Raw genomic sequence first — 14617 nt, forward strand, 5'->3', positions numbered from 1 at the left:
TTTTTCGCATTATAGCTTACTTGGCCATGGAAGCGACTTCCGCCGCGAAGTCGTCCTGCTTCTTTTCAATACCCTCGCCCTTTTCAAAGCGCACGCACTTGGCCAGCTTGATCTCGCCGCCGAGCTCCTTGGCCACAGCCGCGATATGCTGTTCTACAGAAACCTTGTTCTCCTTGACAAATGCCTGCTGCAGGAGGCAGTTCTCCTCATAGTACTTGCCGATACGGCCCTCGACCATCTTGTGAATAATCTGCTCCGGCTTCGGCTTGGCAGCGGTCTTATTCTCTTCAAGCGCCTGCGCCAACAGGATTTCTTTCTCCTTGGCCAGAGTCGCCTCGTCCACCTGGGACTTATCCATAAAGGACGGGTTCATCGCAGCCGCCTGCATGCCGATGTCCTTACCCAGCTCCTTAACAGTCGCATTATCTTTCAGATTGTCCGAAACCTGTAGGCCGACCAGCACGCCGATCACGCCGCCCATATGGTTATAGGCTACGTTGACCGTGGATTCGTCAAAGCGCTCAAAGCGGCGGATCTGGATGTTCTCACCAATCGTCAGTACCTTCTCCTGCAGGGCTTCCTGAACGGTCAGGTCGCCCATCTTGCAGGTCTTCAGCGCTTCCACATCAGCGGGCGCCTCCCTGGTCACAACGCCAGCCAGATCAGCAACGAACTGCTGGAAGTCCGCGTTCTTGGCAACAAAGTCGGTTTCCGAGTTTACCTCGATAATCGCGCCCACGCCGTACTTATCGCATACGGTCGCGCAGACAACACCCTCGGCCGCGATGCGGTCCGCCTTCTTGGCAGCCTTGGCCAAGCCCTTTTCGCGCAGGAGCTCGATCGCCTTGTCAAAATCGCCGTCAGACTCGGTCAGCGCCTTCTTGCAGTCCATCATACCCACGTTGGTCATTTCGCGGAGCTTTTTTACGTCAGCAGCAGTAAAAGCCATTTTTATATTCCTCCATCATTCTATTTCAAAACAAAACCGTAGGGCGCGACGACCTCGGCGCGCCGGGTCGTCGCGCCCTACGAACAACTCACTAATTTCTATGCAGTTATGCTTATGCCTGCGCGGAAGCCGCTTCAGTCTCTTCCGCCTTTGCTTCAACCTCAAGCTGCTCGCCCTGCTTGCCTTCCAAAACGGCGTTCGCCATGGTCTGGGAGATCAGCTTGATCGCGCGGATGGCGTCGTCGTTGCCTGGGATGACATAGTCGATCTCGTCCGGATCGCAGTTGGTGTCAACGATCGCAACGATCGGGATACCCAGCTTGCGAGCCTCGGCAATCGCGTTCTTCTCCTTGCGGGAGTCGACCACGAACAGCGCGCCCGGCAGCTTCTTCATTTCCTTAACGCCGCCCAGGTACTTTTCGAGCTTGGCGATTTCGAGCTGGAGCTTGATGACTTCCTTCTTCGGCAACAGGTCGAACGTGCCGTCCGCCTGCATCTTCTGCAACTGGTTCAGACGCGCGATACGGGTACGCATAGTCTTGAAGTTGGTCAGCATGCCGCCCAGCCAGCGCGCATTGACATAGAACTGGCCGCAACGCTCCGCCTCTTCCTTGATCGCGTCCTGCGCCTGCTTCTTGGTGCCGACAAACAGGATAGACTCGCCCGCAGCGGCCATATCGCGCACGAAGAAGTATGCTTCCTCAAGTTTCTTTACAGTTTTCTGCAGGTCAATGATATAGATACCATTGCGCTCGGTGAAGATGTAGGTCGCCATCTTCGGGTTCCAGCGGCGGGTCTGGTGGCCGAAGTGTACACCGGCCTCCAAAAGCTGCTTCATAGAGATTACTGCCATTTTCATTTTCCTCCTTGGTTGTTTCCTCCATCCCTGATCATCTGACAGCGGCAACAGGCCGTTCGGCCCGTCACCGGCCGCTTTCATCACAGGATGTGCGAATTCATGCTCTAATAGTATAGCGCTGTACGCATCCAATGTCAAACATTATTTACTGATTTTCGCTTATTTTTTCCAAAAGCAATACGGTCTATACGCTTATCCCCACGCATCTTTCCATGCGCTCCCGCTTATTTTTTCCAGCGGACCAGGATATAATCCTCTCCCAGCGTTTCGATGCAGTTCCAGGGGATCACACAGTCGTCGCGCGAAAACAGGCTCATGATGCCGCCTTGCCCTGGGACAACGATCGCCGTGATCTGTCCGCAGACCGGATCGAACACTAGATCGCATACTTCCCCCAAACGCGCTCCATCGCACAGGTTGATCACTTCCCTGCAATGCAGCTCGGAAAAACGCATCGCTCCCATCCCTTCACTCTCCCAACGCCCTTTTGAGATAGCTTTCTGTGCTTTCCCCTGACGCACGATTATACCGCCCCATTTCATACAGGCATGATGGATCGCCTGTAACCAAATTCATCCGTTCCTCACATCCGAGCGTACATAGAAACCCCATTTCGCGCAGCACCTGCTCGCTTTCATCCGAGCATGCGCCAAACGGATAGGTATAGCACTGCGGCTCCGGCAGCCCATTCTCGGATAACAGTTCCTGTGTCTGACCGGTATCCTCCCGCAGCAGGCTTTCATAGGTGGTCTGGTCCTCCCCCCGCCTGCGCAGGCAGCCGCGGCGCTCCCCGTATTCGTGCAGGTTCCAGGAATGGTTCTGCACCTCAAAAACATCCTGCATTTCGCGCAGCCTGTCGATCGTCAAATGCGACCAGTAGGCGTTTTCCACGCCGCTTTCCGTATACTGGTCGGTCTGGCAGCCTATGATCGAAACGACCGCCCGCATGTTCCGCTGCTGCAGCAGCGGATATGCGTAAACATAATTGTTATAATACCCGTCGTCAAACGTGATCATCACAGGCTTTTCCGGCAGTGGCTCACCTTTATGTACATAGGCGAGCAGGTCGGAAACCGTAACTGTCTCGTAGCCCCGTTTTTGTAACGCATCCAGGTCCTCTGCCAGCACGGATGGCGAAACGACATATTTCCCCTGACGGGCGCTGTCTTTTAAAATGCTATGGTACATCAGGATCGGCAGCCTGACGCCGTTCTGCTCCCCAAACACCGCGTTTGTGTCGCCGCGCTGCAGCAACACCAGCGCAAAGCAAAGCACGATAACCGTACACACCGCCTGAAATGCTGTGTGACGAAAGCCCAGCTTCAAAAAAAATCCCCCCTCGGACCGCTTCCATGCTTCTCAGCACAGCGTATGCCCGCCGGGGGGATTTTATGAATCCGCAGCGCTCCGCGCCACGCGCTATTTTTTATATTTTGCAACGCCTTCCGTATAGAGGTTACCGCCGACGCAGTCCTGTGAAACAATCGCGCTGAAGTTTTCCACCGTCAGCCGCTTGACCGATTCGCAGCCCAGTTCCTCATAGGCGATCACTTCCACCCTTTTGATAGACGCCGCCTTGGCCGCGCCCGCGCCGCCGATCGCGACCATATACACCGCTCCGTTGCGCGCCATCGCATCCTGCACTGCTTGGCAGCGTATGCCCTTGCCGATCATGCAGGAAAGGCCCGCATCCAGAAGTCGCGGCGCAAAGGGATCCATACGGCCCGATGTTGTCGGTCCGACCGAACCGATCACCTGCCCCGGCTTGGCCGGCGTTGGCCCCGCGTAGTAGATTGCCGCTCCCTCTAACGCAAACGGGAGCGCTTCTCCCGCATCCATAGCCGCGACGATTTTTTTGTGCGCCGCATCACGGGCGGTATACACTGTTCCGGTTAGGGAGACCGTATCGCCGGCACGGAGCTTGGAAGCCATCTGCTTTAGCTCCTCTGTTTTCAGGTCATAGTGCGCCATTGCTCATTCCTCCGTCTTGATCCGCAGATTACTCAGTACATCGCGCAGGCCGGATTTGCTTTTGTCCGCTTCGCTCTTTCCAAGCGCGGCCGTAATGCGGTCGATCTCTCCCAGCACTTCCCCCGCTTTGCGCGCCATTTCCGCCGATTCCTGCTGACTGCGCGCCAAAACCGTCCGATAGTTCTCTTTCGCCGTATCGAGCTGGCGTTTGACCTGCTCGATCATCTCAAGCGACTGGCGGCGCAGCTTTTGCAGCTCGCTTTTGGCATCCTCCTCGATCTGCTTCGCCCGCCGGTAAGCCGAAAGCTCCATCTCTGCGATTTTCTCCTTGGAGGCATCGTACTCCCCGCATTTCTGCGCCAGCTTGGTATTTTCCGCAGTCAGGCGGTCATTTTCCGCCGCAAGCGATTCCGCCCGCGCGTTCTGTGCTTCGATTTCGGTCGTCTGCAGGGTAAAGCCCTTTTCGATCTCATCGAGCTTCGCTCTGATTTTATCGGTATCCAGCGTCATCTGCCCTAGCCGTTCCAGCAGCTCCGCGTTTTTCTCCGTCAGCTTTTCATTTTGCCCGCGCAACTCCCCCATCGCGGCCTGCGCCTCCGCCAGCTGCCGGCGAAGCTCCTCGGTTTCCGAAAAGTACCTGGTATCTGTTTCCTCTATGTATCGCAGCACGTCTTCCCGCTTAAACCCACCGAAAACGACGCCGCGGAACCCCTTGCTCTGCTCATCCATGACATTATCCTCCACTATACGATCTTCTTTAAGTATAGCAAAGCCGGACCTTTCTGGCAATAAAAAGATCATCCCCCCCTCGTTCTTCCCCATTTTATCGGGCAAAACAGACGCGCATCCTCGGATTTCCGCTTGCAATCCCGAAGCAAAAGTGCTATGATAAGTTCATCACGCTAAATCGGAGAAAGATATTATGTTAGAGCTGAAAGATTTCGAAGCGGCGGCCGACCGCCTGAAGAATGTGATCCATAACATCCCGCTGTCCACTTCCGGCACCTTTTCTGCCATGAGCGGCGCGGAAGTCTATCTGAAGTACGAGAACCAGCAGAAAACCGGTTCATTCAAGGTGCGCGGCGCATACAACAAGATTATGAAGCGCTACGCCGAGGGCGACCTCCATGCGGTCGTCGCCTCGTCCGCAGGCAATCACGCGCAGGGCGTCGCGTTCGCAGCCAGTTCGGTCGGCGTAAAGTCTACCATCGTCATGCCCCGTTCCACACCGATTGCAAAGGTGTCCGCGACGCAGGGCTACGGCGCTGAGGTTGTGCTTGCCGGCAATATCTATGACGAAGCCTATGCCAAGGCCTGTGAGATCTGCGAGGAAACCGGAGCCGAGTTCATCCATCCGTTTGACGACGAGGATGTTATGGCCGGTCAGGGTACGATCGCACTCGAGATTCTGCGCGATCTTCCGTTCGTCGATATCATTTTTGTCCCTGCGGGCGGCGGCGGGCTGATCTCCGGTATCGCGGCCTGCGCCAAGCAGATCAATCCGCGCATCCAGATTGTCGGTGTACAAGCAGAGGGCGCGCCGGCCATCGCCAATTCTTTCCGCGCGGGTACGCTCCAGCCATCGGATACGGTCCGGACCATCGCGGACGGTATCGCGGTCAAGTGTCCCGGTGAAAACACGTTCCGGTATATTCAGCAATATGTCGACCGTGTTGTCACGGTCTCCGATGAGGAGATTGCTTCCACCGTACTCCTGCTGCTTGAACGCTGCAAGCAGGTCGTGGAAACCTCCGGCGCGGCGCCCCTGGCGGCCGTACTCAACAACAAGGTGGATGTCAAGGGCAAAAAGGTCGTCTGCGTGCTTTCCGGCGGCAATATTGATGTGTCTTTCATCCATAAGATCGTGGAAAAGGGGCTTGTCACTCGCTGCCGCCAGTTGAAATTCTCGGTGCTGATGCCAGACGTACCCGGCGCGCTCGAACGTTTTGCACATCTGGTGGCCGAGCAGAACGCCAACATCATTCTGTTCCAGCATGACCGAGTGCAGGCTGATCTGGATATCGGCGAAGCGATCATCCAAGTCGTCTGCGAGGTCGGCGGCGTTGAGCACGCCAAGCGTCTGCTTGACGACTTGAGCAGGCAGGGCTATCAGGTTTTCACCTCACAGATTTAAAGGAGAAATAAATAAAGCTGCAGACATTGAGTCTGCAGCTTTATTTATTTGCGATTACGGATTGGGGGAGGTCGTTACGCCGGTCCCATTATCCACAGCCGCGCCGTTGTTGTTATTGTTATCGTTTCCGGTCAGTGCATCGCCGACATCCTCGGCGCCGTCTTTGATGGCGTTGCCCGCGTCGTCCACGCCATCGACTATGTCGTCTCCGACTCTATCCGCATCATTTCCAATGCTGTTATCCATCGTGTCGTTTTGATCATTCTGGCTGTCCGTAACCGTATTATCCGCATCGTCTTTATTTTGGTCGTCGGACGTATTGGAGCAGCCGCAGCCAATCAGCATTGTCATCATGGCCAGTAACGCAACAAGCTTTTTCATTGCATTTCCTCCTTTATATTTGCTCATAGTATAGGAGGATGCAAAAAAATTTATACATGAAACTCGATTTTTTTCATATGCGCAAGCACAACGGAACAAGTCAGGCCGGTCACAAGCCCAAGCGGGACGCTCATCACCAGCAGGAAAGGCAGATACGCCGCAACTGCCGCTGTCTGCATCCAGAATATTGCCGCAAGCACCTGCCCGATATTATGTGCCGCCGCCCCGGCCACACTGACACCCAGCAGAGAGCAGAACCGCCCTTCCAGCCGCAGCAGCAGGTACATGGCAACCAAGGAAAGCAGCCCCCCAAGCAGGGAAAACAGAAACGCGGTCACGCTCCCCATCAGTACCGAGGAAATCGTCACGCGGCATACCAAAATAAAAAACGCGTCCCGCACCGAAAGTCTTGTCAGCGCAAACAGGGTCACCACGTTTGCAAGGCCGAGCTTGACGCCGGGTACCGGCACGACCGCATCCAGTGGAAACAGCCGCTCGGCCAGCGACAGTACGATCGCGAGCGCGGTCAGCAGGCCGCAGAACGATACCTTTTTCGCTTTCATTCTTCCGCACACTCCCCTCTAACTTACGATCGCGTCAATATCGCTCTGCCCGCCTGTGATTTTCAGCACAACGCGGTTCGGGAGACAGACCGCCACCTGGCCGGCACGCGTTAATGTTCCGGTCCTGACGCAGACCTGGTCGCGGCAATCCGCATACTGCATTTTTGCCGTTTTGCCAAGCAATACCACTGTATTATGTCCATCAAGCTCAATCGTCCGGTCGGTCTGTTCCTCCAGTGCGACCCGCTCCACCAGACTGCCGTCTTTCCAGACCTCCGCATAAAGCCGGTCGCCCACCGCCTGCATTGCCAGCACAGCGGCCAGCGCGGCCGCCACCAGCAGCACCGCGCCGATAATCACGGCGTCTCCCCACTTCATTCTACTGCGCATAGGTATACCCTTTTTCCTCACCTAAAAACGAAAAGGTACAGAGCTCGCCGACCTGCTGCGTCGTGTAAACCTGCCGGTCCGCTGTGATGAAAACAGCGGCGATCTGATTTTCGGCGCAAAACATCATTCCCTCCTCAAGCCCCATGACAAACAGCGCGGTCGTCAGCGCATCCGCACGGGTAGAGCTTTCGTCGATCACGGTCACGCTGCGCAGGCCGCTTTCCGCCGGATAACCAGTAGCGGGGTCAAAAATATGGTGGTACCGTTTCCCATCCTGCTCAAAATAGCGCTCATAGTCGCCCGAGGTGACAACCGACAGGTCTTTTACCGCGACCGTTGCCAAATAATCCGCGCTGTTATCCGGATCTGCAATACCGACAACCCAGTTCCCTCCGTCGCGGTCGGAATTCTCGCCGAACGCCCCAACATTGCCGCCGAGACGGGCCAGCACGCTCCATGTCCCCGAACGGTCCCGTTGTTCCCAAGCCGCCTTAACCTCGTCCGTTGCAAACCCTTTGCCAATGCCGCCAAGGTCAAGCTGCGCACCGTTCAGCAGGCGCACTCGTCCGTCTCCTAGAAGCTCGATATTCTCATAGCCTACGCCGGACAGCGCCTGCTCGATCTCATTCTGGTACGGTACCCTGGCGTCCTCCGTATTGATACCCCACAGATCGGTCAGCGCAGCCATCGTTGGGTCAAACGCGCCGCCGGTCAGCTTCGCGTACTCCACCGCATCAGCGATTGCCGCATAGGTATCCTCAGCCACCGTGCAGACCGCCCCCTCCGCGTGGTTCAAACGGTAAAGGTCGCTGTCCTCTCTTGTGCGGGAAAGCGCCGGTTCCAGTACGTTTACACGCTGTTCCAACTCCGTTGCCAGTTCCTGCGCCGCTTCGGAATCCTCCGCGCCTTCCCCGCATACCGCTATGGACATAAACGTGTCCATGGCAAAAAAATCTGTGCTGCAGACGTTTCCGCTGCCGGAGCACCCTGACAGGCACAAAAGCGCCGCAAGCAGCGCAACTATCCGTTTCATCGCAATACCATTCTCCCGCATGCAAAATATGTATCATTATAATACAATCGTGAAAAAAACACAAGCGCGCCGCTCTCCAAAGTAAAACAGTACGCACCGCCGGCCGGCAATGCGTACTGTTTTGTTGTAACTTTAGACGTAAAACAGGATATCGGAATACGTCGGGAACGGCCAGTATTTCTTGCCAACCAGCAGCTCCAGATCGTCCGCAGGCTGACGCACTGCGTTCATGATCGGGATGACCATATCATGATAGTAATTCGACAGGCGCTTGGCATCGGCCTGCGGCGCCTGTGCAATGGCGTCGCTCAATTCGCCGCATTTTCTGTACAACTCCTCTGTCAACCCACAGACCTTGCGCAGCAGGTCAACCTCCATCGTATTGGATACGCCGACCTCTTTTTTGTTCCTTGCCGTTTGCGCCAACTCATTCTGGAACGTCGTGCAGGCGGGGAGTATCTCTTCCCGCGCCATATCGGCCATTGTCAGCGCTTCGATATGCAGCGTCTTATAATATTCCTCCAGCAGCGCCTCTTCGCGGGATTCCATCTCGATGCGGGTATAAACGCCATGCGTTGCAAACAGGCGGATGTTTTTCTCATCCGTGTAGTGCGGCAGCGCCTCGGCAGTCGACTTCAGGTTGAGCAGGCCGCGCTTTTCCGCTTCTGTAATCCAAGCGTCGTCATAGCCGTTGCCGTTGAAAATAATTCGCTTGTGAGCCTTGATCTCGCGCTTAATCAGCTCATGTAGCGCGCTCTCAAAGTCGGCGGCGCTTTCAAGCTCATCCGCAAACAGGCGCAGCTCCTCCGCGACCGCAGTATTAATCATGATATTGGGGCAGGCAATGTTGATCGCCGAGCCCAGCATGCGGAATTCAAACTTGTTTCCGGTAAAGGCGAACGGGGAGGTGCGGTTGCGGTCGGTTGTATCCTTCGGAATGTCCGGCAGCGCGGATACGCCGAGATCCATCTTGGTCTTGGTCATATCCGTATAGTCCGCATCCGACTCAATCGCATCCAGGATTGCCTGCAGTTCGTCGCCAATGAACATGGAAACGATGGCGGGAGGCGCTTCGTTCGCGCCCAAGCGGTGGTCGTTGCCCGCGGACGCAACCGAGATGCGCAGCAGGTCCTGATATTCGTCCACAGCCTTGATAACCGCAGTCAGGAACAGCAGGAACTGCGCGTTTTCGCTCGGCGTCCTGCCGGGCTCGAGCAGGTTTTCGCCCGTATCCGTGGAAAGCGACCAGTTGTTGTGCTTGCCCGAGCCGTTGACGCCCTCGAACGGTTTTTCATGCAGCAGGCAGATAAAATTATGCTTCTGCGCGACCCGCTTCATGACCTCCATGGTGAGTTGGTTATGGTCGGTCGCAATATTGGCTGTGGTAAACACCGGCGCCATCTCGTGCTGGCAGGGCGCGACCTCGTTATGCTTGGTCTTGGAAAAGATGCCGAGCTTCCACAGTTCTTCGTCCAGTTCCTGCATGAACGCCGCCACACGCGGGCGGATGGAGCCGAAGTAGTGGTCCTCCATCTCCTGTCCCTTCGGCGGCTTTGCCCCGAACAGCGTGCGGCCGGTGAAAATCAGGTCCTTGCGCTTGGCGTAGTCCCGTTTATCGATCAAAAAGTATTCCTGCTCCGGCCCGACCGTCGTTGTGACGTGGCGGACCTCCTTGCCGAACAGCTTCAGCACGCGGCAGGCCTGTGCGCTGATCGCTTCCATCGAGCGCAGCAGCGGCGTCTTTTTATCGAGTATCTCACCCGTATACGAACAGAACGCAGTCGGGATATACAGCGAGCCATCCTTGACAAAGGCGTAGCTCGTCGGATCCCAGGCCGTGTAGCCACGCGCCTCGAAGGTCGCGCGCAGGCCGCCAGAGGGGAACGAAGACGCGTCCGGCTCGCCCTTGATCAGTTCCTTGCCGGAAAACTCCATCATCACGCCGCCGTCGTCCGTCGGAGAGATAAAGGAATCATGCTTTTCGGCCGAAATGCCGTTGAGCGGCTGGAACCAGTGGGTATAGTGCGTTGCGCCCTTGGAGAGCGCCCAGTCTTTCATCGCTGTCGCCACAACGGCGGCAACGTCCGCATCGATCGCAGTCCCTTCCCGCATGGTCTTTTTGAGCTTGCGGTAAACATCCTTCGGAAGACGCTCCTTCATCACGGTCTCGTTAAAGACCATGCTGCCAAAAAGCTCGGGGACGTTCCTTGCCGTGTTCATACACATATCGCTCCTTACTACTCTGATATAGATTTTTCGTGATAACAATAAATAATCAGCCTGTTATTTGCTGCCCATATAACCATATAAAACAAGCGCTGCGGGGATGGTTTCCCACAGCGCGTTCTGCTGTTTACAAAAGAATTATAATCCGCATGCTTCCGGCTTGTCAAGGCCTCCTCCTCGTCTTTTTCCTCTTTGTTTAATCTGTACAGGTATCTTACGCGCGGGCGGTCCGTATTTTTCAGAATCCGCAAAGCGCCCGCTTCTTCCCTTTCCGTCGCATTGTCCGATTTCTTCATTTTTTGTATGATACCACCCAAAACCAGCCTTCGGGATACGACAAAATTTTTCCGGTTTTTTTCAATTGGGTAGAGAAATCGGAAAGGAATTATGCTATACTAAATTACATATGGGTTGCGGTGCGTGAAACGCGTATGCACGCCTCGAAAAATGATCTTCAAGGAGGGGAAACCGCGTGAAGCTGTCTTTTACCAAAATGCACGGCTGCGGCAATCATTATATTTATTTCAACTGCTTCGACCAGGCTGTACCCGATCCGGAGGCGCTTTCCATCCGGCTGAGCGAGCCGCATTTCGGCATCGGTGGCGATGGTATCATCCTGATATCTCCATCCGACCGGGCAGACGCGCAGATGCGGATTTTCAACGCGGACGGTTCGGAGGGCCGGATGTGCGGAAACGGCATCCGCTGCGTCGGCAAATACCTGTATGACAACGGCATGGTAAACGGACGGACAGCGGTCACGGTTGATACGCTTTCCGGTGTCAAAAGGCTCGAACTCGACGTTCGGGACGGCAGGGTTCAGTCTGTCCGCGTGGATATGGGCGCCGCCATTCTCCTGCCGCGCGATATACCGGCCGATTTCGAAGGCGATTCCGTCGTCGGCGCGCCGCTTGTGGTGGATGAAAGGGTTTATCACGTCACCTGTGTCTCCATGGGCAATCCGCACTGCGTAATCTTCCTGTCCGAGGATATCGATAGTCTCGACCTCGCGCGGATCGGACCCAAATTCGAGCATCACCCGCTCTTCCCTGCGCGCATCAACACGGAATTTGTCAATATCCAATCCGATGGCAGCCTGAAAATGCGCGTGTGGGAGCGCGGCTCGGGCGAAACTTGGGCCTGCGGCACCGGCGCGTGCGCCGTGGGCGTCGCGGCCTGCCTTACAGGGCGCGCGGAAAAAGGCAGCGATATCACCGTCCGCCTGCGCGGCGGTGATCTGAACATTCAATATACCGACGAAACCGTGTTCATGACGGGCGCGGCAACCACAATTTTTGAGGGGGAAATCGAGATATGACAAAGTACATCTTCGTAACCGGCGGCGTTGTTTCTGGTCTGGGCAAGGGCATCACGGCCGCGTCGCTGGGACGCCTGCTGAAAAGCCGCGGCCTCAAGGTGGCCGCGCAGAAGCTCGACCCCTACATCAACGTCGACCCGGGTACGATGAGCCCGTTCCAGCATGGCGAGGTCTATGTAACGGACGATGGTGCGGAAACCGATCTCGACCTCGGCCACTATGAACGCTTTATCGACGAGGACTTGAACAAATTCTCCAACCTGACCACCGGCAAGGTCTACTGGAACGTGCTCAACAAGGAGCGCGCCGGGGAATACCTGGGCGAAACCGTGCAGGTCATCCCCCATATTACCAATGAGATCAAGTCTTTCATTTATTCGGTCGGCAAGAAGACCTCGGCCGACGTTGTCATCACCGAGATCGGAGGTACAACCGGCGATATCGAATCCCAGCCGTTCCTTGAGGCGATCCGCCAAGTCGCGACCGAGGTCGGCCGCCGCAACTGCCTGTTTATCCATGTAACGCTCGTCCCCTACATCTCCGGCTCGAACGAGCCGAAAAGCAAGCCCACCCAGCATTCGGTCAAGGAGCTGCGCGGCCTCGGCATTTCCCCGGATATTATCGTAGCGCGCGTCGATCAGCCTATGGATGACGACATCAAAAGGAAGATCTCCATGTTCTGCACCGTGCCGGAGGACTGCGTAATTGAAAACCGTACGCTTCCCGTACTGTATCAGGCGCCCATGATGCTGGAGGAAAGCCACCTGTCCGATATCGTCTGCCGCGAGCTGGCCATCGGCGCGCCCAAGGGCGACATGAGCGAGTGGGTCGCCATGCTCGAGCGCATCGCAGCGCGCAAGGCGCATGTCCGGATCGCGCTGGTCGGCAAATACGTTAAGCTGCACGACGCATACCTGTCCGTTGCGGAAGCCCTGCAGCACGGTGGCTATGAAAATGAATGCTTTGTCGATATTGAATGGGTGGATTCGGAGGAGATCAACGACTCGACCGTGGACAAGCTGCTCGGCGAGGTCGACGGCGTCATCCTCCCCGGCGGCTTCGGCCCGCGCGGCATTGAGGGCATGATCTGCGCCGCCAATTATGCGCGCACACAGGGCATCCCCTATTTCGGCATCTGTCTGGGCATGCAGATTGCGGTCATGAGCTATGCGCGCAACGTGCTGGGCTTTGAAGACGCTAATTCGAGCGAGTTTGATCCGGATTCCACGCATCCGGTCATCGACCTGATGGAAAGTCAGCAGGGCGTTTCCAAAAAAGGCGGTACGATGCGTCTGGGCGCTTATCCATGTAAAATTCGTCCGGACACCATCATGTCTGCGGCCTATGGCACGGAAATGATTTCCGAGCGCCACCGCCACCGTTATGAATTCAATAATAATTTCCGTGAGCAGATCGAAAAACAGGGTATGCTGATTACAGGCACCTCGCCCACCGGCGAGCTGGTTGAAACAGTCGAGATCCCAAACCATCCGTTCTATATCGGCGTACAGTTCCACCCCGAATTCAAGTCCCGCCCCAACCGCGCGCATCCGCTGTTCAAGGCGTTTGTTGCAGCATCGCTGGAAAGGAGCAAAAAACATGCAGATTAATCAAAATTTTGACAATATCGCGCAGAGCTATCTGTTTTCCACCGTAGCCAAAAAGCAGCGCGAATTTCAGGCCGCCCATCCGGAAGCGGATGTGATCAAGCTGTCCATCGGAGATGTAACCCGTCCCCTGGTTCCTGCTGTGATCGACGCGCTGCACGCGGCGGTCGAGGATCAGGCCCGGCAGGAAACCTTCCACGGCTATGGCGACGAGCAGGGCTACAGCTTTCTGCACGAAGCGCTGGCCGGCTATTACCGGACGCATGGCGTTTCGCTTGATACCGATGAAATCTTTATTTCGGACGGCGCAAAAAGTGATCTCGGCAATATCCTCGACCTGTTCAGCGCAGATAATACCGTCCTGGTTCCCGATCCGGTCTATCCCGTCTATGTCGATACCAATGTCATGGCCGGCCGCAAGGTGATTTTTGCGGACGCCAACGCGGGAAACGGCTTCCTCCCGCTGCCGGATGCCGGCACAGCGTGTGATATCATCTATATCTGCTCCCCGAACAACCCGACCGGCGCCGCATATGACCGTGCCGGACTTCAGGCATGGGTGGAGTACGCCAACGCGCAGCATGCTGTTATCCTATATGATGCGGCTTACGAATGCTTTATCGAAGACACCGGTCTCCCCCGCTCCATTTATGAGATCGAGGGTGCCAAAACCTGTGCGGTCGAGTTCTGTTCGTTCTCCAAAATGGCCGGCTTCACCGGAACGCGCTGTGGCTGGACGATCGTCCCTAAGGCTTTGGCTGATGGAAAACTCAACAAAATGTGGCTGCGCCGCCAGACCACAAAATTCAACGGCGTACCCTATATCGTACAGAAAGGTGCGGCGGCCTGCTTTACCGAAGCGGGCATGCAGCAGATTCGGGAAACGCTCGGCTATTATAAGCAGAATGCCAAAGTGCTCAGCGAAACGCTCGATTCGCTCGGCATCTGGTACACGGGCGGTAAAAACAGCCCATATCTCTGGCTGAAATGCCCGAATAGCATGGATAGCTGGACGTTCTTTGACTACCTGCTGGAACACGCCCATGTGGTCGGCACGCCCGGCGCCGGCTTTGGCAAGAACGGCGACGGTTTCTTCCGCCTGACCGCGTTCGGCGACCAGCAGCGAACGGTTGAGGCGGCAGAGCGCCTGAAAAAGCTGCTTGGATAAGATAAAAAGGGCTGTCTC

15 protein-coding genes are annotated in these 14617 nt (G+C 56.1%); 4 read left to right on the forward strand and 11 right to left on the reverse strand.

From position 1 onward, the window contains the following. Positions 1–16: 16 nt before the first annotated feature. From tsf to OCV66_RS01590, 6 genes are all read right to left on the reverse strand, one after another. Positions 17–949 (reverse strand): translation elongation factor Ts, encoded by a 933-nt coding sequence (gene tsf, locus OCV66_RS01565; protein ID WP_054326001.1) that lies wholly within the window; start codon positions 947–949, stop codon positions 17–19. Positions 950–1061: 112 nt separating this feature from the next. Continuing rightward, entirely contained in the window at positions 1062–1802 is a 741-nt protein-coding gene (gene rpsB, locus OCV66_RS01570) for a 30S ribosomal protein S2 (protein ID WP_054326002.1), read from the reverse strand. A gap of 230 nt (positions 1803–2032) precedes the next feature. After that, positions 2033–2272 carry a YlmC/YmxH family sporulation protein gene (locus OCV66_RS01575; protein ID WP_242977794.1) on the reverse strand — a complete coding sequence of 80 codons (240 nt, stop codon included), beginning with the start codon at positions 2270–2272 and terminating at the stop codon, positions 2033–2035. Positions 2273–2276: 4 nt separating this feature from the next. Then, entirely contained in the window at positions 2277–3134 is an 858-nt protein-coding gene (locus tag OCV66_RS01580; RefSeq protein WP_054326003.1) for a polysaccharide deacetylase family protein, read from the reverse strand. A gap of 93 nt (positions 3135–3227) precedes the next feature. Next, positions 3228–3779 (reverse strand): FumA C-terminus/TtdB family hydratase beta subunit, encoded by a 552-nt coding sequence (locus OCV66_RS01585; protein ID WP_107630540.1) that lies wholly within the window; start codon positions 3777–3779, stop codon positions 3228–3230. A 3-nt stretch (positions 3780–3782) separates the two neighbouring features. Beyond that, entirely contained in the window at positions 3783–4508 is a 726-nt protein-coding gene (locus tag OCV66_RS01590; protein ID WP_054326004.1) for a coiled-coil domain-containing protein, read from the reverse strand. A 193-nt stretch (positions 4509–4701) separates the two neighbouring features. Between OCV66_RS01590 and ilvA the strand changes: the two genes are divergently transcribed. After that, a complete protein-coding gene (gene ilvA, locus OCV66_RS01595) occupies positions 4702–5913 on the forward strand; it encodes a threonine ammonia-lyase (protein WP_054326005.1) in 1212 nt (403 codons plus the stop codon). A gap of 54 nt (positions 5914–5967) precedes the next feature. On the opposite strand, the gene OCV66_RS01600 is transcribed toward ilvA, so the two are convergent. The 5 genes from OCV66_RS01600 to OCV66_RS01620 form a co-directional block, all read right to left on the reverse strand. Then, a complete protein-coding gene (locus OCV66_RS01600) occupies positions 5968–6294 on the reverse strand; it encodes a hypothetical protein (RefSeq protein ID WP_107630541.1) in 327 nt (108 codons plus the stop codon). A gap of 50 nt (positions 6295–6344) precedes the next feature. Next, on the reverse strand, positions 6345–6857 hold the full coding sequence (locus OCV66_RS01605; protein ID WP_107630542.1) for a Gx transporter family protein: 513 nt from the start codon (positions 6855–6857) through the stop codon (positions 6345–6347). A gap of 18 nt (positions 6858–6875) precedes the next feature. Beyond that, positions 6876–7247, reverse strand: coding sequence for a NusG domain II-containing protein (locus OCV66_RS01610; RefSeq protein ID WP_107630543.1), 372 nt, complete (start codon positions 7245–7247; stop codon positions 6876–6878). Then, positions 7237–8280 (reverse strand): FAD:protein FMN transferase, encoded by a 1044-nt coding sequence (locus OCV66_RS01615; RefSeq protein WP_262563563.1) that lies wholly within the window; start codon positions 8278–8280, stop codon positions 7237–7239. The genes OCV66_RS01610 and OCV66_RS01615 overlap by 11 nt, the downstream gene beginning before the upstream one ends. Positions 8281–8412: 132 nt before the next feature. Further along, positions 8413–10500, reverse strand: coding sequence for a glutamine synthetase III family protein (locus OCV66_RS01620; protein WP_054326008.1), 2088 nt, complete (start codon positions 10498–10500; stop codon positions 8413–8415). A gap of 478 nt (positions 10501–10978) precedes the next feature. Between OCV66_RS01620 and dapF the strand changes: the two genes are divergently transcribed. Genes dapF through OCV66_RS01635 form a run of 3 tightly spaced genes read left to right on the forward strand, consistent with a single transcriptional unit; the run spans position 10979 to position 14599 of the window. Beyond that, positions 10979–11824 carry a diaminopimelate epimerase gene (gene dapF, locus OCV66_RS01625; RefSeq protein ID WP_082396678.1) on the forward strand — a complete coding sequence of 282 codons (846 nt, stop codon included), beginning with the start codon at positions 10979–10981 and terminating at the stop codon, positions 11822–11824. After that, the gene (locus OCV66_RS01630; RefSeq protein WP_147573703.1) at positions 11821–13434 is read left to right on the forward strand and encodes a CTP synthase; all 1614 of its coding nucleotides are present in this window, start codon (positions 11821–11823) and stop codon (positions 13432–13434) included. Before dapF ends, OCV66_RS01630 begins: the two co-directional genes overlap by 4 nt. Beyond that, positions 13424–14599, forward strand: coding sequence for an LL-diaminopimelate aminotransferase (locus OCV66_RS01635; RefSeq protein ID WP_054326010.1), 1176 nt, complete (start codon positions 13424–13426; stop codon positions 14597–14599). The genes OCV66_RS01630 and OCV66_RS01635 overlap by 11 nt, the downstream gene beginning before the upstream one ends. The last annotated feature ends 18 nt before the right edge of the window (positions 14600–14617 follow it).

It is taken from the genome of Agathobaculum ammoniilyticum (assembly GCF_025567315.1).
Classification (GTDB): Bacteria; Bacillota; Clostridia; order Oscillospirales; family Butyricicoccaceae; genus Agathobaculum; species Agathobaculum ammoniilyticum.

What these genes read in the sequence shown, in the direction of transcription:
- tsf (WP_054326001.1), bottom strand. Translation starts at nt 949, where the DNA reads ATGGCTTTTACTGCTGCTGACGTAAAAAAGCTCCGCGAAATGACCAAC.
- rpsB (WP_054326002.1), bottom strand. Translation starts at nt 1,802, where the DNA reads ATGGCAGTAATCTCTATGAAGCAGCTTTTGGAGGCCGGTGTACACTTC.
- OCV66_RS01575 (WP_242977794.1), bottom strand. Translation starts at nt 2,272, where the DNA reads ATGGGAGCGATGCGTTTTTCCGAGCTGCATTGCAGGGAAGTGATCAAC.
- OCV66_RS01585 (WP_107630540.1), bottom strand. Translation starts at nt 3,779, where the DNA reads ATGGCGCACTATGACCTGAAAACAGAGGAGCTAAAGCAGATGGCTTCC.
- OCV66_RS01590 (WP_054326004.1), bottom strand. Translation starts at nt 4,508, where the DNA reads ATGGATGAGCAGAGCAAGGGGTTCCGCGGCGTCGTTTTCGGTGGGTTT.
- ilvA (WP_054326005.1), top strand. Translation starts at nt 4,702, where the DNA reads ATGTTAGAGCTGAAAGATTTCGAAGCGGCGGCCGACCGCCTGAAGAAT.
- OCV66_RS01600 (WP_107630541.1), bottom strand. Translation starts at nt 6,294, where the DNA reads ATGAAAAAGCTTGTTGCGTTACTGGCCATGATGACAATGCTGATTGGC.
- OCV66_RS01605 (WP_107630542.1), bottom strand. Translation starts at nt 6,857, where the DNA reads ATGAAAGCGAAAAAGGTATCGTTCTGCGGCCTGCTGACCGCGCTCGCG.
- OCV66_RS01610 (WP_107630543.1), bottom strand. Translation starts at nt 7,247, where the DNA reads ATGCGCAGTAGAATGAAGTGGGGAGACGCCGTGATTATCGGCGCGGTG.
- OCV66_RS01615 (WP_262563563.1), bottom strand. Translation starts at nt 8,280, where the DNA reads ATGAAACGGATAGTTGCGCTGCTTGCGGCGCTTTTGTGCCTGTCAGGG.
- OCV66_RS01620 (WP_054326008.1), bottom strand. Translation starts at nt 10,500, where the DNA reads ATGAACACGGCAAGGAACGTCCCCGAGCTTTTTGGCAGCATGGTCTTT.
- OCV66_RS01630 (WP_147573703.1), top strand. Translation starts at nt 11,821, where the DNA reads ATGACAAAGTACATCTTCGTAACCGGCGGCGTTGTTTCTGGTCTGGGC.
- OCV66_RS01635 (WP_054326010.1), top strand. Translation starts at nt 13,424, where the DNA reads ATGCAGATTAATCAAAATTTTGACAATATCGCGCAGAGCTATCTGTTT.